Source organism: Pseudomonas sp. VE 267-6A, from assembly GCF_024126555.1.
Lineage (GTDB): Bacteria > Pseudomonadota > Gammaproteobacteria > Pseudomonadales > Pseudomonadaceae > Aquipseudomonas > Aquipseudomonas palmensis.
Genome location: NZ_JAMYBY010000016.1, coordinates 1 through 22,249, shown reverse-complemented (window position 1 = coordinate 22,249; position 22,249 = coordinate 1). Strand labels below are relative to the sequence as shown.

Annotated in this window: 24 protein-coding genes, 1 tRNA gene and 1 pseudogene; 2 read left to right on the top strand and 24 right to left on the bottom strand. The window is 61.5% G+C overall.

All coding sequences use genetic code 11. The features are described 5' to 3' along the window. Nucleotides 1-5: 5 nt before the first annotated feature. The 15 genes from ispG to trmJ all read right to left on the bottom strand — a co-directional run bounded on the left by ispG (nucleotide 6) and on the right by trmJ (nucleotide 11,819). On the bottom strand, nucleotides 6-1,115 hold the full coding sequence (gene ispG, locus NJH59_RS18785) for a flavodoxin-dependent (E)-4-hydroxy-3-methylbut-2-enyl-diphosphate synthase (protein WP_043862521.1): 1,110 nt from the start codon (nucleotides 1,113-1,115) through the stop codon (nucleotides 6-8). A 3-nt stretch (nucleotides 1,116-1,118) separates the two neighbouring features. After that, nucleotides 1,119-2,120 (bottom strand): RodZ domain-containing protein, encoded by a 1,002-nt coding sequence (locus tag NJH59_RS18780; RefSeq protein WP_253087164.1) that lies wholly within the window; start codon nucleotides 2,118-2,120, stop codon nucleotides 1,119-1,121. Next, nucleotides 2,120-2,878, bottom strand: coding sequence for a type IV pilus biogenesis/stability protein PilW (pilW, locus tag NJH59_RS18775; RefSeq protein ID WP_043864471.1), 759 nt, complete (start codon nucleotides 2,876-2,878; stop codon nucleotides 2,120-2,122). Before pilW ends, NJH59_RS18780 begins: the two co-directional genes overlap by 1 nt. Nucleotides 2,879-2,885: 7 nt before the next feature. Continuing rightward, complete coding sequence (gene rlmN / locus NJH59_RS18770; RefSeq protein ID WP_054916603.1) at nucleotides 2,886-4,034, bottom strand: 23S rRNA (adenine(2503)-C(2))-methyltransferase RlmN; 1,149 nt, start codon at nucleotides 4,032-4,034, stop codon at nucleotides 2,886-2,888. A 28-nt stretch (nucleotides 4,035-4,062) separates the two neighbouring features. Continuing rightward, the gene (gene ndk / locus NJH59_RS18765; RefSeq protein ID WP_043864469.1) at nucleotides 4,063-4,488 is read right to left on the bottom strand and encodes a nucleoside-diphosphate kinase; all 426 of its coding nucleotides are present in this window, start codon (nucleotides 4,486-4,488) and stop codon (nucleotides 4,063-4,065) included. Nucleotides 4,489-4,579: 91 nt separating this feature from the next. Further along, nucleotides 4,580-4,780 carry a Fe-S cluster assembly protein IscX gene (iscX, locus tag NJH59_RS18760; protein WP_043864468.1) on the bottom strand — a complete coding sequence of 67 codons (201 nt, stop codon included), beginning with the start codon at nucleotides 4,778-4,780 and terminating at the stop codon, nucleotides 4,580-4,582. Nucleotides 4,781-4,794: 14 nt separating this feature from the next. Beyond that, a complete protein-coding gene (gene fdx / locus NJH59_RS18755; protein WP_043864467.1) occupies nucleotides 4,795-5,136 on the bottom strand; it encodes an ISC system 2Fe-2S type ferredoxin in 342 nt (113 codons plus the stop codon). 3 nt (nucleotides 5,137-5,139) lie between these two features. Then, on the bottom strand, nucleotides 5,140-7,002 hold the full coding sequence (hscA, locus tag NJH59_RS18750; protein WP_043864466.1) for a Fe-S protein assembly chaperone HscA: 1,863 nt from the start codon (nucleotides 7,000-7,002) through the stop codon (nucleotides 5,140-5,142). Between the two features lie 41 nt (nucleotides 7,003-7,043). After that, on the bottom strand, nucleotides 7,044-7,565 hold the full coding sequence (hscB, locus tag NJH59_RS18745; RefSeq protein ID WP_043864465.1) for a co-chaperone HscB: 522 nt from the start codon (nucleotides 7,563-7,565) through the stop codon (nucleotides 7,044-7,046). Between the two features lie 8 nt (nucleotides 7,566-7,573). Next, nucleotides 7,574-7,897, bottom strand: coding sequence for an iron-sulfur cluster assembly protein IscA (iscA, locus tag NJH59_RS18740; protein ID WP_043864464.1), 324 nt, complete (start codon nucleotides 7,895-7,897; stop codon nucleotides 7,574-7,576). A gap of 28 nt (nucleotides 7,898-7,925) precedes the next feature. Next, nucleotides 7,926-8,312, bottom strand: coding sequence for a Fe-S cluster assembly scaffold IscU (gene iscU, locus NJH59_RS18735; protein ID WP_002552476.1), 387 nt, complete (start codon nucleotides 8,310-8,312; stop codon nucleotides 7,926-7,928). Between the two features lie 46 nt (nucleotides 8,313-8,358). Continuing rightward, entirely contained in the window at nucleotides 8,359-9,573 is a 1,215-nt protein-coding gene (locus NJH59_RS18730; protein ID WP_043864463.1) for an IscS subfamily cysteine desulfurase, read from the bottom strand. 43 nt (nucleotides 9,574-9,616) lie between these two features. Then, nucleotides 9,617-10,108, bottom strand: coding sequence for a Fe-S cluster assembly transcriptional regulator IscR (gene iscR, locus NJH59_RS18725; RefSeq protein WP_043864462.1), 492 nt, complete (start codon nucleotides 10,106-10,108; stop codon nucleotides 9,617-9,619). Between the two features lie 154 nt (nucleotides 10,109-10,262). Next, the gene (cysE, locus tag NJH59_RS18720; RefSeq protein WP_054916605.1) at nucleotides 10,263-11,045 is read right to left on the bottom strand and encodes a serine O-acetyltransferase; all 783 of its coding nucleotides are present in this window, start codon (nucleotides 11,043-11,045) and stop codon (nucleotides 10,263-10,265) included. After that, nucleotides 11,046-11,819, bottom strand: a complete 774-nt coding sequence (trmJ, locus tag NJH59_RS18715) for a tRNA (cytosine(32)/uridine(32)-2'-O)-methyltransferase TrmJ (protein ID WP_043864460.1) — start codon at nucleotides 11,817-11,819, stop codon at nucleotides 11,046-11,048. Between the two features lie 145 nt (nucleotides 11,820-11,964). On the opposite strand from trmJ, the gene suhB reads away from it, so the two are divergent. Beyond that, nucleotides 11,965-12,783 (top strand): inositol-phosphate phosphatase, encoded by an 819-nt coding sequence (gene suhB / locus NJH59_RS18710; protein ID WP_043864459.1) that lies wholly within the window; start codon nucleotides 11,965-11,967, stop codon nucleotides 12,781-12,783. A 136-nt stretch (nucleotides 12,784-12,919) separates the two neighbouring features. Here suhB and NJH59_RS18705 read toward each other — a convergent pair whose 3' ends face one another. The 6 genes from NJH59_RS18705 to queA all read right to left on the bottom strand — a co-directional run bounded on the left by NJH59_RS18705 (nucleotide 12,920) and on the right by queA (nucleotide 19,015). Next, nucleotides 12,920-13,468 (bottom strand): glycine zipper 2TM domain-containing protein, encoded by a 549-nt coding sequence (locus tag NJH59_RS18705; RefSeq protein ID WP_043864458.1) that lies wholly within the window; start codon nucleotides 13,466-13,468, stop codon nucleotides 12,920-12,922. 121 nt (nucleotides 13,469-13,589) lie between these two features. Then, a complete protein-coding gene (gene secF / locus NJH59_RS18700; RefSeq protein ID WP_043864457.1) occupies nucleotides 13,590-14,501 on the bottom strand; it encodes a protein translocase subunit SecF in 912 nt (303 codons plus the stop codon). A gap of 9 nt (nucleotides 14,502-14,510) precedes the next feature. Then, nucleotides 14,511-16,379: a protein translocase subunit SecD gene (gene secD / locus NJH59_RS18695; protein WP_054916607.1), complete on the bottom strand. Its 1,869-nt coding sequence runs from the start codon at nucleotides 16,377-16,379 to the stop codon at nucleotides 14,511-14,513. A gap of 63 nt (nucleotides 16,380-16,442) precedes the next feature. Continuing rightward, nucleotides 16,443-16,784 (bottom strand): preprotein translocase subunit YajC, encoded by a 342-nt coding sequence (gene yajC, locus NJH59_RS18690; RefSeq protein ID WP_043864455.1) that lies wholly within the window; start codon nucleotides 16,782-16,784, stop codon nucleotides 16,443-16,445. Between the two features lie 51 nt (nucleotides 16,785-16,835). Further along, nucleotides 16,836-17,951 carry a tRNA guanosine(34) transglycosylase Tgt gene (gene tgt, locus NJH59_RS18685; RefSeq protein WP_162484886.1) on the bottom strand — a complete coding sequence of 372 codons (1,116 nt, stop codon included), beginning with the start codon at nucleotides 17,949-17,951 and terminating at the stop codon, nucleotides 16,836-16,838. A 14-nt stretch (nucleotides 17,952-17,965) separates the two neighbouring features. After that, on the bottom strand, nucleotides 17,966-19,015 hold the full coding sequence (gene queA, locus NJH59_RS18680; RefSeq protein WP_043864453.1) for a tRNA preQ1(34) S-adenosylmethionine ribosyltransferase-isomerase QueA: 1,050 nt from the start codon (nucleotides 19,013-19,015) through the stop codon (nucleotides 17,966-17,968). 108 nt (nucleotides 19,016-19,123) lie between these two features. On the opposite strand from queA, the gene NJH59_RS18675 reads away from it, so the two are divergent. Continuing rightward, nucleotides 19,124-19,208, top strand: a tRNA-Leu gene (locus tag NJH59_RS18675). Between the two features lie 1,136 nt (nucleotides 19,209-20,344). Here the strand turns inward: NJH59_RS18675 and NJH59_RS18670 are convergent. From NJH59_RS18670 to NJH59_RS18660, 3 genes and pseudogenes are all read right to left on the bottom strand, one after another. After that, nucleotides 20,345-20,884 (bottom strand): annotated as a pseudogene (locus NJH59_RS18670) (IS3 family transposase); the annotation flags it as partial. Between the two features lie 171 nt (nucleotides 20,885-21,055). Beyond that, complete coding sequence (locus NJH59_RS18665; RefSeq protein ID WP_148071542.1) at nucleotides 21,056-21,412, bottom strand: hypothetical protein; 357 nt, start codon at nucleotides 21,410-21,412, stop codon at nucleotides 21,056-21,058. Beyond that, nucleotides 21,405-21,959, bottom strand: coding sequence for a hypothetical protein (locus NJH59_RS18660; RefSeq protein WP_148071541.1), 555 nt, complete (start codon nucleotides 21,957-21,959; stop codon nucleotides 21,405-21,407). The genes NJH59_RS18665 and NJH59_RS18660 overlap by 8 nt, the downstream gene beginning before the upstream one ends. Between the last annotated feature and the right edge of the window lie 290 nt (nucleotides 21,960-22,249).

The following is a 22,249-nucleotide window of genomic DNA, read 5'->3' as shown; positions in this document are numbered from 1 at the left end:
GTCGGTCAACCGCGGGCAATCACTGCCGCGTCGGCCTCGGCCTTCTCGGCCGCTTTCTGGCGGATGAGTTTTTCCAGCTCATCCACCAGGTTGTCATTGGTCAGCTTCTGCGCCGGCTTGCCATCGATGTAGATCAGGTTCGGCGTGCCGCCGGTGAGCCCCACGTGGGCTTCCTTGGCTTCGCCGGGGCCGTTGACCACACAGCCGATCACCGCCACGTCCAGCGGTACCAGCAGGTCTTCGAGGCGCCCTTCGAGCTCGTTCATGGTCTTGACCACATCGAAGTTCTGCCGCGAGCAGCTCGGGCAGGCGATGAAGTTGATGCCACGCGAACGCAGGTGCAGCGACTTGAGGATGTCGTAGCCGACCTTCACTTCCTCGACCGGGTCGGCGGCAAGCGAGATGCGGATAGTATCGCCAATCCCTTCGGCAAGCAGCATACCGAGGCCCACGGCCGATTTCACCGTGCCCGAGCGCAGGCCGCCGGCTTCGGTGATGCCCAGGTGCAGCGGCTGCACGATCTGCTTGGCCAGCAGGCGATAGGCCTCGACGGCCATGAACACGTCGGAGGCCTTCACGCTGACCTTGAAGTCCTGGAAGTCCAGGCGATCGAGGTGCTCCACGTGACGCATGGCCGACTCGACCAGGGCCGCCGGGGTGGGCTCGCCGTACTTCTTCTGCAGGTCCTTTTCCAGGGAGCCGGCGTTGACGCCGATACGGATAGGGATGCCGCGATCACGCGCGGCATCCACCACCGCGCGCACGCGGTCTTCACGGCCGATGTTGCCGGGGTTGATGCGCAGGCAGTCCACACCCAGCTCGGCCACGCGCAAGGCGATGCGGTAGTCGAAGTGGATATCGGCCACCAGCGGCACGCTGACCCGCTGCTTGATGCGGCCGAAGGCTTCGGCCGCGTCCATGTCCGGTACCGAGACGCGCACGATGTCGACGCCGGCATCCACCAGGCGGGTGATCTGTGCGACGGTGGCATCGACGTCGTTGGTGTCGGTGTTGGTCATGCTCTGGACGGCGATGGGTGCATCGCCGCCGACAGGCACATTACCTACCCAGATTTTGCGCGATTCGCGACGTTTGATCGGAGATTCGCCGTGCATGACTTATTGTCCCAACTTCAGGCGAGCAGTCTCGCCACTGGTGAACGGCGCCACGTCGACGGGCTGGCCGTTGAAACTGATCTGTGCGCCACGGGCAAAGCCCAGGCGTACCGCGAACGGCGGCTTGCCGGTCAGCTCGAGGGTCTCGCCCTTGCGCTTGGTGGCATTGACCAGCACCTTGCCGTTGCCGTCGGTGACCGAAGTCCAGCAATCGGCAACGAACTGCATGTGCAACGAGGCGCTGCCGGCAGCCGGTGCAGCCGCTGGCGCAGCGGGGGTGGTGGGGTTTGCAGGCGCAGGGGCGGCAGCCACAGCCGGGGCGCTGGCCGCAGGGGCCGGCGCTACGGGAGCCGGGGTTACGGGTGCGGCAGGCACAGCTGGCGCCGGGCTGCTGGCGGCCGGGGCCTGTGCGGCAGCCTCGTCGGTGGCAGGCTGGGCCTGCTCGGCCGGTGCGCTGGCAGCCGGCGCTTCCTGGCTTTCGGCCACGGCCTGGTCTTCAGGCTCGTCCAGCGGGTGGATCTGGGTGGTACCGTCGGCGCTCTCGACCTCGACGTGTTCCATGGCCAGGCTGGCCAGGTCCTTGCCGCGCAGGCTGGTCTGGTCCTGCCACCAGAAGAAGCCACCGCCGATCACCAGGATCAGCAGCAACAGGCTGACGATGCGCAGGATGTTGTGCGACAGGCGTACCGGCTCTTCGATACGCCCCAGCGCATGCACGTCGCTGCCCTGGGAATTGCTGCCGGTGGCCTGGTCGAAGGCCAGCACCAGTTCGGCCTGGTCCATCTCGAACAGCTTGGCGTAGGCACGGATATAGCCGCGGGCGAAGGTATGCCCTGGCAGCTTGTCGAACGCGCCGGTTTCAAGGTTGTTCAGGGAACTCACGGTCAGGTTGAGCTTGCGGGCCACTTCGGCCTGCGACAAGCCCTTGCTTTCACGGGCCTGACGCAAGGTCTCACCGGGATTCTGGCGAGTCGCTGCTGCTACTTCGGGATGCGCCGCTTTCATCATTGCTCCGACAGGTATTGCTGATATTCCGGCGTACCGGGATAAAGTCGTTGTAATTGCACGCCCAGTTCGGCGGCCTTGTCAGGTTCTTCGAATACAGTTGCCAGGCGCGAACCCAGCAGCAGGCTGCGGGGGCCGTGATCGCTCAGCTGGCTGAAACGATCGTAGTAGTCGCGCGCCGGCACATAATGCCTGTCTTCGTAAGACAACTCAGCCATTTCGAGCAACGCGCGCGGTTGCTGCTGGTTGAGCCGTAAAGCCTTTTGCAGGTGTTCACGCGCCTGCTCGCGCTGACCCAGCTTGATGGCGGTCAGGCCAAGGTTCTCGAAAACCCGGGAGCGTTCAGGATACAGGGTATCGGCCGCCGCTTGGCGAAACATCTGCTGCGCCTGGGCATAGCGCCCCTGCGCATATAGGAAACTGCCGAAATTGTTGCGAATACGGGGGTCGTCGGGGTTGGCAGCCAGGGCCTTGCGGTAATACCCCTCGGCCAGCGCCGGCTCGTCCTCGCGCTGGAACACCAGGGCCAGCGCGGCATTGGCTGCCGGGTCGCGAGCGTCCAGTTCAAGGGCCTTTTTCAGCGGCACCTTGGCGCGTTCGGTCAAACCTTGTTGCAAATAACCCAGGCCCAGCTGCACATAGGCCTGGCGTGCCTCTTCGCGCCCCTTGCCGCTTTGCAGCGGGTCGGAACTGCCGCTGCCGACGCAGCCGGCAAGCAGCGTCAGCAACAGGGTTGGCAGCGCGGCGCGCAGGCCCATGTCGGCCTCAGTTGCCCGCCGCGCCGGTTTGCGGCATATCGGCGTCGGCATTGAGCTGCCGTACCGCGATATAGCGCTCACTGCGGCGCGTGCGGTCCATCACCTGCCCCACCAGCTGACCACAGGCCGCGTCGATGTCCTCGCCACGGGTGGTGCGCACGGTAACGTTGTAGCCGGCCTGGTGCAGGTGGTCCTGGAAGCGGCGGATCGCGTTGTTGCTCGGACGCTCGTAGCCGGAGTGCGGGAACGGGTTGAACGGAATCAGGTTGATCTTGCACGGGATGTTCTTGAGCAGCTCGACCATCTCGACCGCGTGCTCGAGCTTGTCGTTGACGTCCTTGAGCAGGGTGTACTCGATGGTCAGCACACGCTTCTCGCCGAGTTCGGCCATGTAGCGCATGCACGACTCGAGCAGCATCTTGAGCGGGTACTTCTTGTTGATAGGCACCAGCTCGTTGCGCAGGGCGTCGTTGGGTGCGTGCAGCGACAGCGCCAGGGACACGTCGATGTGCTTGGCCAGCTGGTCGATCATCGGCACCACGCCGGAGGTGGACAGGGTCACACGGCGCTTGGAAATGCCGTAGCCCAGGTCGTCCATCATCAGGTGCATGGCGGCGACCACGTTGTCGAAGTTGAGCAGCGGCTCACCCATGCCCATCATCACCACGTTGGTGATGGCGCGGTCGATGGTGGCGGGAATGCTGCCGAACGACTTGTTGGCAATCCACACCTGGCCGATCACTTCGGCGGCGGTGAGGTTGCTGTTGAATCCTTGCTTGCCGGTGGAGCAGAAACTGCAGTCCAGGGCGCAACCGGCCTGGGACGAGACACACAGGGTGCCACGCTTGCCCTGGGGGATGTACACGGTCTCGACGCAGCTGCCGGACGCCACGCGCACCACCCACTTGCGGGTGCCGTCGCTGGAGATGTCCTCGCTGACCACTTCGGGGCCGCGAATCTCGGCAACGGCCTTGAGCTTCTCGCGCAGGGCCTTGCCGACATTCGTCATGGCGTCGAAATCATCGACGCCAAAGTGGTGAATCCATTTCATTACCTGGCCGGCACGGAAACGCTTCTCCCCGATGGACTCGAAGAATTTTTCCATTTCCGGCTGGGTCAGGCCCAACAGGTTAGTTTTACCAGTCGATGTCGTCATGGATTCACCCTCACTCGTAAGCTGTCGCTTAGCGAGCGGTTACCTCGGTAGCTGCGAAGAAGTACGAGATTTCGCGAGCAGCAGCGGCTTCGGAGTCCGAACCGTGAACGGCGTTGGCGTCGATCGACTCGGCGAAGTCGGCACGGATGGTACCGGCAGCAGCTTCTTTAGGGTTGGTGGCGCCCATCAGCTCACGGTTCAGAGCGATGGCGTTTTCGCCTTCCAGAACCTGTACAACGACCGGGCCGGAGATCATGAAGGCAACCAGGTCACCGAAGAAGCCGCGCTCTTTGTGCTCGGCGTAGAAGCCTTCGGCTTCGGCTTTGGACAGTTGCTTGAGTTTCGAGGCAACGACGCGCAGGCCGGCTTTTTCGAAACGGGTGGTGATCTCGCCGATCACGTTCTTGGCAACGGCGTCAGGCTTGATGATGGAGAAAGTACGTTGAACAGCCATGGTGTAACTCCAGAAACAGTAAGTGAAGCGAAAAATTAAACCCGCGAATTATACGCGGGTTCCGGGGGATTGCCTAACCTGCCGAGTGCGCTCAGTCGGCTTCTTCGATCCAGGCGGCCTGAATGGCTTCAAGCACCTTCTCTCCGCCACGGTTCGGATCGTCGCTGAAGTCGGGCAGGGCCTGCACCCAGCGGCTCAGTTCGACGAAATTCACGTAGCGAGGATCGACTTCCGGCTTGCTTTCGGCAAGCTGAATTGCAATTTCAAGTACATCAACCCATTTCAGGCTCATGATGACTCCAACGGTCAGTGCGGCGCTTCGGCGGCGTGGTTGAGCGAGTATTTCGGGATCTCGACGGTCACGTCCTCGGTGCCGACCTTGGCCTGGCAGGTCAGGCGCGACGTGGGCTCCAGGCCCCAGGCGCGGTCGAGGTAGTCCTCTTCCAGCTCGTCGGCCTCGTTCAGCGAGTTGAAACCCTCGCGGATCACGCAGTGGCACGTGGTGCAGGCGCAGACGCCGCCGCAGGCGCTTTCGATCTCGATGTGGTTGTCATGGGCCACTTCAAGGATGGACTTACCGGTTTCGGCCTCCACCACCATTCCGTCCGGACAGAACTTCTCGTGGGGCAGAAAAATCACCTGCGGCATCAGTTATTCCTCGATCTCATTCAGGTTGCGCCCGGCCAAAGCGGCTTTTACCGTCGAATCAAGGCGACGGGCGGCAAAGGCATCGGTCACTTGCGACAGACGCTTGGTCTGCTGCTCGATGGCGGCGCCATCGGTACCGTTCATCAAATCACGCAAGTCTTGCATCTGTTGTTCGATCGCCAGGCGCTCTTCGGCGTCCAGCAGGCGCTCGCCATCGGCGTCCAGCGCGCCCTGCACCGCTTCGAGCAGACGCTCGGCGTCGACCTGGTGCTCGCGCAGCTGGCGCGCCACCTTGTCGTAGCCGGCATGCTCGAAGGAGTCCTTGAGCATGCGAGTGATCTCGCCGTCGGTCAGGCCGTAGGACGGCTTGACCTGAATGCTCGATTCCACACCCGAGCCCAGCTCGCGCGCCGAAACGCTGAGCAGGCCGTCGGCGTCGACCTGGAAGGTGACGCGAATCTTCGCCGCACCGGCCACCATGGCCGGAATGCCGCGCAGTTCGAAGCGCGCCAGGGAGCGGCAGTCGCTGATCAGCTCACGCTCGCCCTGCAGCACGTGGATCATCATGGCCGACTGGCCATCCTTGTACGTGGTGAATTCCTGGGCACGGGCAACCGGAATGGTGGTGTTGCGCGGGATCACCTTCTCCATCAACCCGCCCATGGTTTCCAGCCCCAGGGACAGCGGAATCACGTCGAGCAGCAGCAGTTCGCCGCCGTCGCGCTTGTTGCCGGCCAGGGTATCGGCCTGGATCGCGGCGCCGATGGCCACCACCTGATCGGGGTCGATCTCGGTCAGCGGGGTACGCCCGAACAGCGCGCCCACCGCCTCGCGCACACGCGGCACGCGAGTGGAACCACCGACCATGACCACGGCTTCGACTTCATCCAGCTCGATGCCACTGTCGCGCACGGCGCGGCGACAGGCCTTGAGGCTGCGCGCCACCATCGGTTCGATCAGCGCGTCGAAGCCGGCACGGGTCAGCTCGCCCTGCCAGGCGCCATGGCTCACGGACACGACATCGCTGTTGGTCAACGCTTCCTTGGCCGCACAGGCAGCTTGCAGCAGTTGACGCTGGGTGCCGGGGTCGAGGTCGGCAGACAGGCCCGCCTGCTCGATGATCCAGCCGGCCACCGCATGGTCGAAGTCATCGCCGCCCAGGGCGCTGTCGCCGCCGGTGGCCATCACTTCGAACACACCGCCGGTCAGGCGTAGGATGGAAATGTCGAAGGTGCCGCCGCCCAGGTCATAGATGGCCACCACGCCTTCGGCGTTCTGGTCCAGGCCATAGGCCACAGCCGCAGCGGTCGGTTCGTTGAGCAGGCGCAGCACGTTCAGCCCGGCCAGGCGCGCAGCGTCCTTGGTGGCCTGGCGCTGAGCGTCGTCGAAGTACGCCGGCACGGTGATCACCGCGCCGACCAGCTCGCCACCCAGGGTGGCTTCGGCGCGCTGGCGCAGCACCTTGAGAATGTCGGCCGAGACTTCCACCGGGCTTTTCGGGCCCTGCACCGTGTCGATGAACGGCATGTGCGACTCGCCGCCGACAAAGCGGTAGGGCAGTTGCTCGCCCAGTTGCTTGACGTCGGCCAGGCCGCGCCCCATCAGGCGCTTGACCGACAGCACGGTGTTCAGCGGGTCGCTGGAGGCCGCGTCACGGGCACTGTAGCCCACGTCGACATGGTTGGCGTGATAGCGCACCGCCGACGGCAGGATGACCCGGCCCTCGGCGTCTGGCAGCGGTTCGGAAATGCCGCTGCGCAATGCAGCGACCAGCGAATTGGTGGTGCCAAGGTCAATGCCCACGGCCAGGCGGCGCTGATGGGGCTGTGGCGTCTGACCGGGTTCGGCGATCTGCAGTAGGGCCATGCTTATCTGATACCAGGGGTGTCGCCAACGGCGCCACCGGGTTAATCGTCGAGGCGCTCTTCCAGCTGGCGCACTTCATAGGCGAGCTTGTCGAGGAACTGCATGCGGCGCATCAGGCGCTCGGCCTGTTCACGCTGCGCAGCATCCTCCCAGCAGGCGGCGAAGTCCTCGTTGAGTGCTTCCTGGGCGACCTTCAGGCGGCGCTTGAACGCGGCCACGCCATCGAGGTCGGCACTGTCCTGCAGGTCTTCGAGCTCTTCTCGCCATTGCATCTGCTGGAAGAGGAACTCGGGGTCGTGGACAGTGACTTCCTGCGGCACTTCGTGGCCCCCCATCGCCAACAGGTAGCGCGCCCGCTTGGGCGCACTCCTGAGGGTCTGGTAGGCGTCGTTGAGGCCGGCCGAGCGCTCCAGCGCCAGGCGCTGTTCACGCTCGGGGGCATCGGCGAAGCGGTCCGGGTGAACCTCGCGGGCCAGCTCGCGATAGCGTGCGGCCAGCTTGTCGAGGTCCAGGCGAAAGCCCGGCTGCAGGTCAAACAGGGCGAAATGACAAGGAGTACCCACGCGCAGCCTCAGACGTTGAAGCTTTCGCCGCAGCCACACTCACCGCGCACGTTGGGATTGTTGAACTTGAAGCCTTCGTTCAACCCTTCCTTGACGAAATCCAGTTCGGTTCCGTCCAGGTACACCAGGCTTTTCGGGTCGATGATCACCTTGACGCCGTGACTTTCGAACACCTGGTCCTCGCTGTCCGGCGCGTCGACGAACTCCAGCACATAGGCCAGGCCCGAGCAGCCGGTGGTGCGAACGCCCAGGCGAATGCCGTCACCCTTGCCGCGTCCTTCGAGGGAGCGCCGCACGTGGTTGGCGGCGGCTTCTGTCATGCTGATAGCCATCGAGACTCCTTACCTGCAACAGGCGAACTTAGAGCAAACCTTTCTTCTGCTTGTAATCGCGCACGGCCGCCTTGATGGCGTCCTCGGCGAGTACCGAGCAGTGGATCTTCACCGGCGGCAACGCCAGTTCTTCGGCCAGCTGGGTGTTCTTGATGGTTTCGGCTTCGTCCAGGGTCTTGCCCTTCATCCACTCGGTAGCGAGGGAGCTGGAAGCGATGGCCGAACCACAGCCGTAGGTCTTGAACTTGGCATCTTCGATGACGCCCTGCTCGTTGACCTTGATCTGCAGGCGCATCACGTCGCCGCACGCAGGCGCGCCGACCATGCCGGTACCGACATCCGGGTCCTCGGCATTCATCTTGCCGACGTTGCGTGGGTTTTCGTAGTGGTCGATGACCTTTTCACTGTAAGCCATGGTGCTATTCCTTCCTCATCAGAGAGCCGCTCTTGCTGGCGACTACTTAGTGCGCAGCCCACTCGATCTTGGAGATGTCGACGCCGTCTTTGTACATATCCCACAGCGGCGACAATTCGCGCAGCTTGGTCACGGCCTCGCAGACCTTCTGCGCGGCGTAGTCGATTTCTTCTTCGGTGGTGAAGCGACCGAAGGTGAAGCGGATCGAGCTGTGCGCCAGTTCGTCGTTGCGGCCCAGGGCGCGCAGCACGTAGGACGGCTCGAGCGATGCCGAGGTGCACGCCGAACCCGAAGACACTGCCAGGTCCTTGAGGGCCATGATCAGCGACTCGCCTTCGACGTAGTTGAAGCTCAGGTTCAGGTTGTGCGGAATACGCGCGGTCATGCTGCCGTTGATGTACAGCTCTTCAAGGTTCTCGACCTGCTTGTAGAAGCGGTCGCTCAGGGCCTTGATACGCAGGTTCTCGCTGGCCATCAGCTCCTTGGCGATGGCGAAGGCTTCGCCCATGCCGACGATCTGGTGGGTAGCCAGGGTGCCCGAACGCATGCCGCGCTCGTGACCGCCGCCGTGCATGGTGGCTTCAAGACGCACGCGCGGCTTGCGGCTGACGTACAGCGCGCCGATGCCTTTGGGGCCGTAGGTCTTGTGCGCCGAGAACGACATCAGGTCGACCTTCAGCTTCTGCAGGTCGATCTCGACCTTGCCGGTGGACTGCGCGGCATCGACGTGGAACATGACGCCACGCGAGCGGGTCAGCTCGCCAATGGCGGCGATGTCGTTGATGGTGCCGATTTCGTTGTTCACGTGCATGATCGACACCAGGATGGTGTCTTCACGCAGGGCTGCCTCGACCATGGCCGGGGTGATCAGGCCATCGGCGCCCGGCTCGATGTAGGTGACTTCGAAGCCTTCACGCTCCAGCTGACGGGTGCTGTCCAGAACGGCCTTGTGCTCGATCTTCGAGGTGATCAGGTGCTTGCCCTTGGTGCCGTAGAAGTGCGCGACGCCCTTGATTGCCAGGTTGTCGGACTCGGTGGCGCCACTGGTCCAGACAATTTCCCGCGGGTCGGCGTTGACCAGGTCGGCGACTTGGCGGCGAGCGTTCTCGACCGCTTCTTCGGCTTTCCAGCCAAAGACGTGGGAACGCGAGGCCGGGTTACCGAAGTTCCCGTCGACCAGCAGGCAATCGCTCATCTTCTGGGCGACACGTGGGTCGACCGGGGTGGTCGCGGAGTAATCGAGGTAGATCGGCAACTTCATTGAATATCTCCTATCAGGCGGGCTCATCGCGCAGTCGAAACGGTCATTCGACGGCGGATGTCTCAATCTTGTCCAGATGCGGTGTCCGGCCCGCCATGCGGCGCAGGTCCTGACGCTGGGCGACTTCTTGCACCTCACGGCGAGTAACAAGGTCAGCCAGGCTGATACCGCTCAGAAATTCGTGAATCTGCTGGCTGAGATCACACCACAAGTGGTGGGTCAGGCAGGTATCGCCAGCGTGGCAATCACCCAGGCCCTGGCAGCGTGTAGCGTCGACCGATTCGTTGACCGCATCGATCACCTGGGCTACCTGGATGCTTTCCATCACGCGCGACAGCTGGTAGCCGCCGCCTGGACCGCGCACACTGGAAACCAGACTGCTGCGACGCAGCTTGGCAAACAGCTGCTCCAGATAGGAAAGGGAGATGCCTTGGCGCTCGGAAATGTCGGCCAGGGACACCGGCCCGTTTTGCGCGTGCAACGCCAGGTCAAGCATGGCAGTCACGGCGTATCGGCCTTTTGTAGTCAGTCGCATGGCTATTTGGTACCACGGGAGTTACGGGATGTGTGCGAGTATGCGATTCCCGAGCATTTAAGTCAACTATAAGACCTACTGCTTTAGTCGGGATTGCGCCTGAGAGGCGGCGCAGAGTGTAGCAAAGTAGGGCGCGCCAGCGCACGCCCTTCTGTCAATGCGTCGACGCGTCGCTGCGGGCGTCGGCCTTCACGTCCGCGAAGTCTTCGTCACGCAGGGCCGGCAGTTCCTTGGCGCAGTAGTCGCTACCCAGGTTCTTGAGCGCACCGCACATGTCCTCCAGGCGCCCGTCCACCGCTTGCAGGTGGTCGAGCAACTGGCCGATGGCGCGGGCCACCGGGTCGGGCATGTCTTCGCTCACGCCGTAGGCGTCGAAGCCGATCTTCTCGGCCATGGCCTTGCGCCGGGCCTCCTGCTCGGCGTCGGACTTGACGATGATACGCCCCGGAATACCTACCGCCGTGGCGCCGGCCGGCACCGCCTTGGTGACCACCGCATTGGAGCCGATCTTGGCCCCTGCGCCCACGGTGAACGGGCCCAGCACCTTGGCGCCGGCCCCCACCACCACGCCGTCCTCCAGGGTCGGGTGGCGCTTGCCCTTGTTCCAGCTGGTGCCGCCCAAGGTCACGCCCTGGTACAGGGTCACGTCATCGCCGATCTCGGCGGTTTCGCCGATCACGATGCCCATGCCGTGGTCGATGAAGAAGCGCCGGCCTACCTTTGCACCGGGGTGAATCTCGATGCCGGTCATCCAGCGCCCGAAGTTGGACACCAGCCGCGCCAGCCACTTCCAGTCCCGTACCCACAGGGCATGCGCCGCGCGGTGCAGCCAGATCGCATGCATGCCCGGGTAGCAGGTCAGCACTTCAAAGGCATTGCGCGCCGCCGGGTCACGGTGGAAAACGCTTTGGATATCTTCACGCAGACGCTCGAACATTTACTGATCCTTCCGCTTGTGCGCATCGCCCCGGGCCGCTTTCTGGGTTTCGGTGAGGATGCCGCGCAAAATGCTTATTTCCGATCGACTCACCGCGCTGCGCCCGTACAGGCGACGCAAACGCGGCATCAGGTGCTTGGGCTTGGTCGGGTCGAGAAAGCCGATGTCCACCAGCGCGGACTCCAGGTGCTGGTAGAACAGCTCCATTTCGTCCATGGTCGCCAGCTCTGCGCTGCGCACCGAGGCCACTTCGACCTTCTCGACTTTCGACGCCTGCCCGTCGGCTGCCAGCCAGGCCATGCGCACTTCATAGGCCAGGACCTGGACCGCAGCCGCCAGATTCAGCGAACTGAAATCCGGGTTGGACGGGATATGCACGTGATAATGACATCGCTGCAGCTCGTCGTTGGTCAGGCCGGCATGTTCACGGCCGAACACCAGCGCCACCTCGGCACCCTCGCCTGCCTGCTCGACGACCTTGGCGCCGCATTCGCGCGGATCGAGCAGGGGCCACGGGATGCGCCGGTCGCGGGCACTGGTGCCCACCACCAGGGTGCAGCCCACCAGCGCATCCTCGAGCGTGGCCACCACCTCGGCACCCGCCAGCACGTCATCGGCGCCGGAGGCACGGGCACTGGCCTCGTGGGAAGGAAAGTCGTTCGGCTCGACCAGCACCAGGCGCGACAGGCCCATGTTTTTCATGGCGCGCGCAGCCCCGCCGATATTGCCGGGGTGACTGGTATTGACCAGGACGACACGAATTCTTGGCAGCACGGGCACGGCTCACAGACACGGAAGGAAGGGAGCAAATCTTACAGAAGCGACCGGCATTACGCTATGAAAGCAAATGTCGCCCTTCTTCGTTCAAAGTTTTCTGCTAGAATGTTCGGCTTTCTTTAACGACCCAGGTGAAACGTCCATGCAGCCCATGCTGAATATCGCGCTGCGCGCCGCCCGCAGCGCCAGTGAATTGATTTTCCGCTCCATCGAGCGCCTGGATACCATCAAGGTAGATGAGAAAGACGCCAAGGATTACGTCTCCGAAGTCGACCGCGCGGCGGAAAAAGTCATCGTCGACGCCCTGCGCAAGGCGTACCCGAACCACTCCATCTACGGTGAAGAAACCGGCCTGCATGCTGGCAACGGCGAAGAAGGCAAGGACTACCTGTGGGTCATCGACCCGCTCGACGGTACCACCAACTTCCTGCGTGGCGTCCCGCACTTTGCCGTGAGCATCGCGTGCAAGTACCGCGGCCGCCTGGAACACGCCGTGGTCCTCGACCCGGTACGCCAGGAAGAATTCACCGCCAGCCGTGGCCGTGGCGCCCAGCTCAATGGTCGCCGCCTGCGCGTCAGCGGTCGCACCAGCCTGGACGGCGCCCTGCTGGGTACCGGCTTCCCGTTCCGTGACAACCAGATGGATGGCCTGGACAACTACCTGGGCATGTTCCGCGCCCTGGTCGGCCAGACCGCCGGCATCCGCCGCGCCGGCGCCGCGAGCCTGGACCTGGCCTACGTGGCCGCCGGCCGCTTCGATGCGTTCTGGGAGTCGGGCCTGAGCGAGTGGGACATGGCGGCAGGCGCACTGCTGATCCAGGAAGCGGGCGGCCTGGTGAGCGACTTCACCGGTGGTCATGACTTCCTCGAGAAGGGCCACATCGTTGCCGGCAACATCAAGTGCTTCAAGGCGGTGTTGACGGCGATCCAGCCGCACCTGCCGGCCTCGCTGAAGCGCTGAGTTTCAGCCGGGCAATAAAAAAGCACCCTTCGGGGTGCTTTTTTGTGGCTGGCTTTCGGGCCTCTTCGCCGGCAAAGCCGGCGCCTACAGGTTGCGCATGGCTTTGTAGGAGCCCGCCTTGCCGGCGAAAGGGTCATCACTGCCCAGGCTGCGCCTGCGTCAGTACCAGCTTGCCATTCTCGTCCAGCGGGATCTGCGAACCCGGGTCGCGCTCCATGCGCACCTGCCCGGCCTTGTCGCCAATCGAATACTTCACGTCGTACCCTACCACCTTCTCGCTCAGGTCATTGACCGTGTTGCAGCGGGTTTGCGTGGTGGTGTAGGTATCGCGGTTCTGCATGCCTTCCTGCACCTTGTTGCCGGCATAGCCACCACCGACGGCACCGGCCACGGTCGCGATCTTCTTGCCATTGCCGCCGCCGATCTGGTTACCCAGCAACCCACCTGCCACGGCGCCCAGCACGGTACCGGCGATCTGGTGCTGATCCTTCACCGGCGCCTGACGGGTCACCGTGACATCCTTGCAGACTTCCCGTGGCGTCTTGACGGTCTGCTTGACCGGCTGCACCGACGTCACCTGCGCGTATTGCGGCCCGCCCTTGACCAAGCTGTAGGTAGCCACGGCACCTCCGGCAGTGACACCGACAGCACCCAGCACCGCACCCACCAGCATTGACTTGTTCACGTGAACCTCCTGATTTACCTGCGGGAACACGCCCGCGCTTCTCCCAGCCTTGGAGCATAAAAAAAGGCGCGAGTTCAATACTCGCGCCTTCTTGTACCGCTCAGGACAGTGGCAAAAAGCCTTATGGACGCTCGTCCACACCCTCGGTTTTCACCGGCGGGATCAGGTCTTCACTGTTCAGGTTCAGCCAGATCAGCACCACGTTGGCGATGTAGATCGACGAGTAGGTACCGGCCATTACACCGATGAACAGTGCCAGCGAGAAGCCCCACAGGTTGTCACCACCGAAGAACAGCAGCGCCGCGATCGCCAGCAAAGTGGACACGGAGGTGGCCACGGTACGCAGCAGGGTCTGGGTGGTCGAGACGTTGATGTTCTCGATCAGCGAAGCCTTGCGCATCACGCGGAAGTTTTCCCGTACCCGGTCGAACACCACGATGGTGTCGTTGAGCGAATAGCCGATGATCGCCAGCACCGCCGCCAGCACCGTCAGGTCGAAGGTGATCTGGAAGAACGACAGGATGCCCATGGTCACGATCACGTCGTGCACCAGCGACAGGATGGCGCCCACCGCAAACTTCCACTGGAAGCGGAATGCCAGGTAGACCAGGATGCCGCCCAACGCCAGCAGCATGCCCAGGCCACCCTGGTCACGCAGTTCCTCGCCCACCTGCGGGCCGACGAACTCGACACGCTTGACCGTGGCCGGGTTGTCGGTGCTGATCTTCTGCAGCGCCTCGGCCACCTTGTTGCCCAGCATCGGGTCGTCGCCCGGCATGCGCACCAGCAGGTCGGTGGTAGCACCGAAGCTCTGCACCACGGCATCGTGGAAGCCGGACCTGACCAGCTCTTCACGAACCTCGCCAAGGTTGGCCGGGCGCTCGTAGGTCAGCTCGATGAGCGTACCGCCGGTGAAGTCCAGGCCGAAGTTGAGCCCTTTGTAGAACCAGCTGAACAGTGCCAGCACAGTCAGCAGCAGGGTGACGCCGAACGCGACGTTCCGCACACCCATGAAGTTAATGGTACGTAACATGGCAGCCCCTTATACCCACAACTTCTTGATATCCCGCCCACCGCAGGTCAGGTTGACCATTGCGCGGGTGACCATGACGGCCGTGAACATCGAGGTGAAAATCCCGAGGGACATGGTAACCGCGAAGCCCTTGACCGGACCGGTACCCATGGCGAACAGGATGCCGCCCACCAGCAGGGTGGTCAGGTTGGCATCGACGATCGCGGTGTAGGCACGGTTGAAGCCTTCGTGGATGGCGCGCTGCACCGACATGCCATTGGCCAGTTCTTCACGTATGCGCGAGAAGATCAGTACGTTGGCGTCGACCGCCATACCCATGGTCAGCACGATACCGGCAATGCCCGGCAGGGTCAGCGTAGCCCCCAGCAGCGACATCAGCGCCAGCAGCAGCACCATGTTGCCCGCCAGGGCGATGGTGGCGATCAGGCCGAAGGCACGATAGATGGCCATGATGAACAGCGACACGAACAGCATGCCCCACAGCGATGCATCGATACCCTTGGTGATGTTGTCGGCACCCAGGCTCGGGCCAATGGTACGTTCTTCGGCGAAGTACATCGGCGCCGCCAGACCACCGGCACGCAGCAGCAGGGCCAGTTCGGACGATTCACCCTGGCCGTTCAGGCCGGTGATGCGGAACTGGCTGCCCAGCGGCGACTGGATGGTCGCCAGGCTGATGATGCGCTTCTCTTCCACGAACGACTGCACCGGCACGTCTTTCTCGACACCGTCGACCATCTGCTTGACGTAGCGGGTAACCGGACGCTGTTCGATGAAGATCACCGCCATGCTGCGCCCGACGTTGCTGCGCGTGGCGCGGCTCATCAGTTCGCCGCCGTGGCCATCCAGGCGGATGTTCACCTGCGGGCGACCCTGCTCGTCGAAGCTGGCCTGGGCGTCGGTGACCTGGTCACCGGTGATGATCAGGCCACGCTCGACCGCTGCCGGTGGGCGACCGCCCTCACGGAACTCGAAGGTCTCGGTAGTGGCCTTGGACGCACCCGGCTCGGCACCCAGACGGAACTCCAGGTTCGCGGTCTTGCCCAGGATACGCTTGGCTTCGGCGGTGTCCTGCACGCCTGGCAGCTCGACCACGATGCGGTTGGCACCCTGGCGCTGAACCAGTGGCTCGGCCACACCCAGTTCGTTGACGCGGTTACGTACCGTGGTCAGGTTCTGCTTGATCGAGTATTCACGGATTTCCGCGACCTTGGCCGGGGTAATCGCCAGACGCAGCACCGACAGGCCGTTACGCTCGGTGGTGGTCAGCTCGAAATCGTTGAAATTCTTGCGGATCAGGCTGCGAGCCTGTTCGCGGGACTGGTCATCGGAGAAGCCCAGTTGAATGCCGCCATCTTGCTGCGGCAGGCTGCGGTAGCGCACACGCTCCTTGCGCAGCAGGCTTTTGACTTCGCCTTCGTACACCTTCAGACGTGCCGCCATGGCCTTGTCCATGTCCACTTCAAGCAGGAAGTGCACACCACCGGACAGGTCCAGGCCCAGCTTCATCGGGCTTGCACCCAGGTTGCGCAGCCATTGCGGAGTGGTCGGGGCCAGGTTCAGTGCAACGACGTAGTCGTCACCCAGCGCCTTGCGCACAACGTCCTTGGCCGGCAGTTGGTCGTCCTGTTTGGCCAGACGCACCAGTGCGCCCTTGCCCTTCTCGCCCAGGCTTGCACCCTTGACCGCGATACCGGCGTCGGCCAGTGCCTTGGTGGCACGGTCCAGGTCGGCCTGGCTGACCTGCAGCGCCGTGCTGGCACCGCTGACCTGAATAGCCGCGTCGTCAGGGTAGAGGTTGGGAGCGGAATAAATAAAACCGATCGCCAGTACCGCCAGGATCAGTGCGTATTTCCATAGAGGATATTTGTTCAGCATCACGCCGCCCGTTCAAGACGCGGGGCGCCTTGCGCGCCCCGTCGATTGTAGAAAATCTGAAACTTAGATCGCTTTGAGCGTGCCCTTGGGCAGGGTCGCGGCAATAGCACCCTTCTGGAACTTCAGTTCCACGGTGTCGGACACTTCCAGCACCACGAAGTCATCGGCCACTTTGACGATCTTGCCGGCAATACCGCCGTTGGTGACAACTTCGTCACCTTTCTGCAGGTTGCTCAGCAGGTTCTTCTGCTCTTTGGCGCGCTTGGCCTGTGGACGCCAGATCATCAGGTAGAAGATGACCAGGAAACCGACCAGGAAAATCCACTCGAAGCCGGTACCGGCTGGGCCGGCGGCAGCTGCCGGGGCTGCTGCGTCCGCGTAAGCGGCAGGAATCAGAAAGCTCATTTAGCACTCCAAGTTGCAAGTTGTTGTACGTGTGTCAGGTTCGACAGAACATCAATCCAAGGGCGGCACAGGCAGCCCGCGCTTGGCGTAAAAGGCATCGACAAAGGCGGCCAATGTACCCTGTTGAATAGCCTCGCGCAAACCAGCCATCAGGCGCTGGTAATGACGCAAGTTGTGGATGGTATTCAACATGCTGCCCAACATTTCGCCGCATTTATCCAGGTGATGCAGATAAGCGCGGGAGAAGTTCTGGCAGGTGTAGCAGTCACAGGTCGGATCCAGTGGCGAATCATCATGGCGATGGAACGCGTTACGGATTTTAAGCACGCCGGTATCGACAAACAGATGACCGTTGCGCGCATTGCGCGTGGGCATCACGCAATCGAACATGTCGACGCCGCGGCGCACACCCTCAACGAGATCTTCCGGCTTGCCTACCCCCATAAGGTAACGAGGTTTGTCAGCCGGCATCATGCCCGGCAGGTAGTCCAGCACCTTGATCATCTCGTGCTTGGGCTCGCCCACCGACAGCCCGCCAATGGCCAGGCCGTCGAAGCCGATCTTGTCCAGGCCCTCCAGCGAACGCTCGCGCAGGTTGCGGTGCATGCCGCCCTGCACGATGCCGAACAGCGCCGCAGTGCTGTCGCCGTGGGCGTTCTTGGAGCGCTGGGCCCAGCGCAGCGACAGCTCCATGGAGATGCGCGCCACATCTTCATCGGCCGGGTACGGGGTGCACTCGTCGAAAATCATCACCACGTCCGAGCCCAGGTCGCGCTGCACCTGCATCGACTCTTCCGGGCCCATGAACACCTTGGAGCCGTCCACCGGGGAGGCGAAGGTCACGCCCTCCTCCTTGATCTTGCGCATCGCGCCCAGGCTGAACACCTGGAAGCCGCCGGAGTCGGTGAGGATCGGGCCCTGCCACTTCATGAAGTCGTGCAGGTCGCCGTGGGCCTTGATCACCTCGGTGCCCGGGCGCAGCCACAGGTGGAAGGTGTTGCCCAGGATCATCTGCGCGCCGATGGCCTCGATGTCGCGCGGCAGCATGCCCTTGACCGTGCCATAGGTGCCCACCGGCATGAAGGCCGGGGTTTCGACCACGCCCCGGGGGAATGTCAGGCGGCCGCGACGGGCCTTTCCGTCGGTGGCCAGCAACTCGAAGGACATACGACAGGTGCGACTCATGCTTGATCCTCGGGCCCGCGTGGCGCCGGATTGCGGGTGATGAACATGGCATCACCGTAACTGAAGAAGCGGTAGCCGTTTTCCACCGCTGCGGCGTAGGCAGCCATGGTCTCGGGGTAACCGGCGAAGGCCGAAACCAGCATCAGCAGCGTGGATTCGGGCAAATGGAAGTTGGTCACCAGGGCGTCGACCACGTGGAACGGGCGGCCCGGGAAAATAAAGATGTCGGTATCGCCGCTGAACGGCTTGAGCGTACCGTCGCGCGCCGCGCTTTCCAGCGAGCGCACGCTGGTGGTGCCGACCGCGATCACCCGCCCGCCGCGCGCCCGGCATTCGGCCACGGCGTCCACCACGTCCTGGCCCACTTCGAGCCACTCTTTATGCATGTGGTGATCTTCGATGCGCTCCACGCGCACCGGCTGGAAGGTGCCGGCGCCCACGTGCAGGGTGACGAAGGCGGTGCTCACGCCCTTTTCGGCGATCTTGCCCATCAGCTCTTCATCGAAGTGCAGGCCGGCGGTGGGCGCGGCCACGGCGCCGGAGCGCTGCGCATAGACCGTCTGATAGCGCTCGCGGTCGGCGCCTTCGTCGGGGCGGTCTATATAAGGAGGCAACGGCATGTGGCCGACGCGGTCGAGCAGTGGCAGCACCTCTTCGGTGAAGCGCAGCTCGAACAGCGCGTCGTGGCGCGCGACCATCTCGGCTTCGCCACCGCCGTCGATCAGCAGCTGGGTGCCTGGCTTGGGCGACTTGCTCGAGCGCACGTGGGCGAGCACGCGATGGCTGTCGAGCACGCGCTCGATGAGGATCTCCAGCTTGCCGCCGGAGGCCTTCTGGCCGAACAGTCGGGCCGGGATCACCCGGGTGTTGTTGAACACCATCAGATCGCCCGGGCGCAGGTGCTCGAGCAGGTCGGTGAACTGGCGATGCGCGAGCGCGCCGGTAGGCCCGTCGAGGGTCAACAGCCGGCTGCTGCGCCGTTCAGCCAGTGGATGGCGGGCGATCAGGGAATCTGGAAGCTCAAAGGAGAAATCGGCGACGCGCATGATGGTGATCGGTTTGACAGGGCCGCAAAGTTTAGCGGAAAGCGGCAAAATTGACCATGAAAGCTGATTGACCAACGGTAGGCGCCTCACTATACTTCGCCGCCACAAGCCCTGATGGCGGAATTGGTAGACGCGGCGGATTCAAAATCCGTTTTCGAAAGGAGTGGGAGTTCGAGTCTCCCTCGGGGCACCAATACGAGCCTGTAGATCATTGATCTACAGGCTTTTTTCTTTCTACGCCGTAATTTTGGCATAACTGTGGCTGTCGCGAGTGCAAGCGCACAGCTCGGTTTCGGCATCAGACAAAGCAAGGGCCTGCAGCGATGCAGGCCCTTTTTTGGCCCAACGTACAAAGAGCCTTCGTCCTAGCCTCGTCATAGTAAGGATTATGAGCTGGTTTGACAGTACCCTCAGCTTCTTGTCCCCAGGGTGGGTGGGATCAATCATTGGTCTCTTAGGCCTGATTAGCGTTCCTATCGTTTATTTCCTCACCAGGCAACGAACGAGTCTCAGCTATGCGTATCTTGGAGAGCATTTGCTGGGAAGCGCCTCCGACGCACTCCCTAGCGGCATCTCGGTTCATTATCACGGGACCAACATTCCTCGACTGACCAAGTCGGTCATTGTCCTCTGGAACACTGGCGAAAACACAATCTCGGGTGACGACCTAGTTGGCCTCGACCCATTACGTTTCCATGTCGGATATGACGGAGCAATCCTATCCGTCATGATCCTGAAGTCGACCCGTGTAGTGAATGGATTTTGGGTTCAAACTCCCACCATGGAGGCCCCAAACGAGTCAGTAATGGGTTTTGGCTTTCTGGGCTCTGGGGACGGCGTAGTCGTGGAAATTCTCCACACAAGCGCTAAACGCCATGCTGAAATCCGCGGGACGTTGCGAGGGTTACCCAAGGGCTTGAAATCTGTGGGGCGGATAACTCGGTCACGCAGCCTTAAGCGCAATCGACCCACACGCTTTTTCCGGATGATTCTGAGCAGCATATCTACCTGGGTGCCACTCGTTGGCGGTGGCGCGATGATGTTGATCGGATTGTTGGCCAATCCGGAAACTGTTAGCACGGTACTAACTCCGAGCCTCGAGAAGACGAATACTCCCGTCATCATAATGGGGGGCGTATAACTGTGCATGGGGCTTTTCTCTCTCTACCTGTTTCGGCGCAAACACCCCAAAAAGCTTCACGTCGAGGCTCTGGATTGAAACCTAGATCGAGTTGAACGGTTAAAGGGGTGCAGCATCAATGTCGCTGTGAGAGAGGCCGCTTTTTTCGGGCTGTTGCTGTGTATACGTGTTGCACGGAACTGTAGTGGTCAACTAATCCCGGACACTGCGTTAAGTTTTTCTTCGGCCACAGCAGGCTCCAGCCCGCTATTAAATTGATGTGGCCGTTGCCAGTTGTAGCGCTGCATCAAAAACCGACCAATATCCTGCTGTGCCAGCGAAGCACTCATGTAGCCCACCTCTGGCACCCATTCTGTTTTCAGACTGCGAAACAACCGCTCCATCGGCGCGTTGTCGTGGCAGTTTCCCCGTCGACTCATGCTCTGTTTGAACCGATAACGCCACAGCCGCTGACGGAAGCTTCGGCTGCCATATTGGCTTCCTTGGTCGCTGTGAAACAGCACATTCTGTGGCCGACCACGCTGTTCATAGGCCATGTCCAAGGCCTTGATCACCAGGTCGGCATCGGGATTCGCGGAAAATGCCCAGCCCAACACGCGGCGGGCGAGTAGATCGATGATGGCAGCCAAATAGTGCCAGCGACCTTGAACCCAGACATAAGTGATGTCACCGCACCAAACTTCGTTTGGTGCCTATACGGTGAACGCTCGATCCAGCACTGATCTGATGGGCTATCTGGCCAAGATGCACGGCTTGCAAGAGTCAGATCATCTCCTCGGTGCAACTGGTGGCTACCTCCATGATGACGGGAGGTAAATGCACCCACCCTGCACCCACAGGAGACAGTGGTAGATATGGGTACCCCCAACGTTGAGGGCCACCCACTCACCTTGAAAACCCTAAAATGGTATATCGTCTTTAGTCAATTCTTCCAGAAGAGCATCTAATGCTGCGTCCACGCCCATAGCGCATCGTCTAGCGTTCTGTAGAAGGTTACCCATGAGAGTATACGCCCCGGGCATTAGTTGGGATAATTCCCCATCCTTGACATCATCCAAGATACTTCCATCTTCGCTTATAACCTGCACGTGGATATCCGGCCCCATATCGCCTTCTCGAGAAAATATGCGAACAGAAAACCGAGGAAACGAAACCTGATAAGTGCCTGTTATTTCAGTAGGTTGCCAATCCAACTCACCAGAGTCAGTTTTCTCGATGAGCTTCTTGATAATTGAGACAAATTTTTGATTACTCATTGCCCACTCCGCCAATCTTTGATTTCATGCTTACAAGCAAGCCATGGACAGCTTCAAGTTGCTTAGATACCAAACCATTAACTTTAGCAGTATCAAGCTGAGTCGTTTTGGCCAAGCAGCCGTCAATTAGACGCTCCAACGCTGAAAACTGTGTGATAGCACTTTGAATTACCTTATGTTCATCCTCTGTCAAAAGCGGATTAGCTGACCTGACGCCTATTAAGAATTTAGTAATTTGAGAGTATCGATCAGGCAGCAGTTCCAAAGACTGCAATCGATGCAAACGCTTGATCTCCTCCATGATTGCTACCGCAGCTGAAAAATCGGAAACTGTTTCAGTTCTTCGCATATCATTTCGTATATCCTGCACAACAGCTTTAGTTTGCAATGCAGCGTCTCTAGATGATACCGCAGCTCGAACGGTCCATATAAAACCGATGACCGAGACGATTAGACCTAGAATTCCGGCGTAGTCACCGACTCTATAAGTGGCCAGAAAATTATTTATCGCATCCACAGACAGACTCCATGAGATCAGCTTCTGCACTCAATGATGTCATTTTGAGACTGAACTGACTAGCGCCTGTCCTAGCGAAAAAGCTCATCCCAATGTGAGTAGATTTGTGAGTAGAAATACTCTCTAGGAGGATCAAGACCCACCAAATCATGGAGGTTAGAGGCTATTTTCGAATCTCCCTCTGCACCAAACGCACAAAAAAGCCGACTTTTTGAGTCGGCTTTTTTGTGCGTGCTGTCCCGTCCTGAATAAGGTTTACACCTCCCATCCCGAATTTCCGGAGAGTCAGATGGAGCAAGGTGTAAAGCGCACACAGCGTG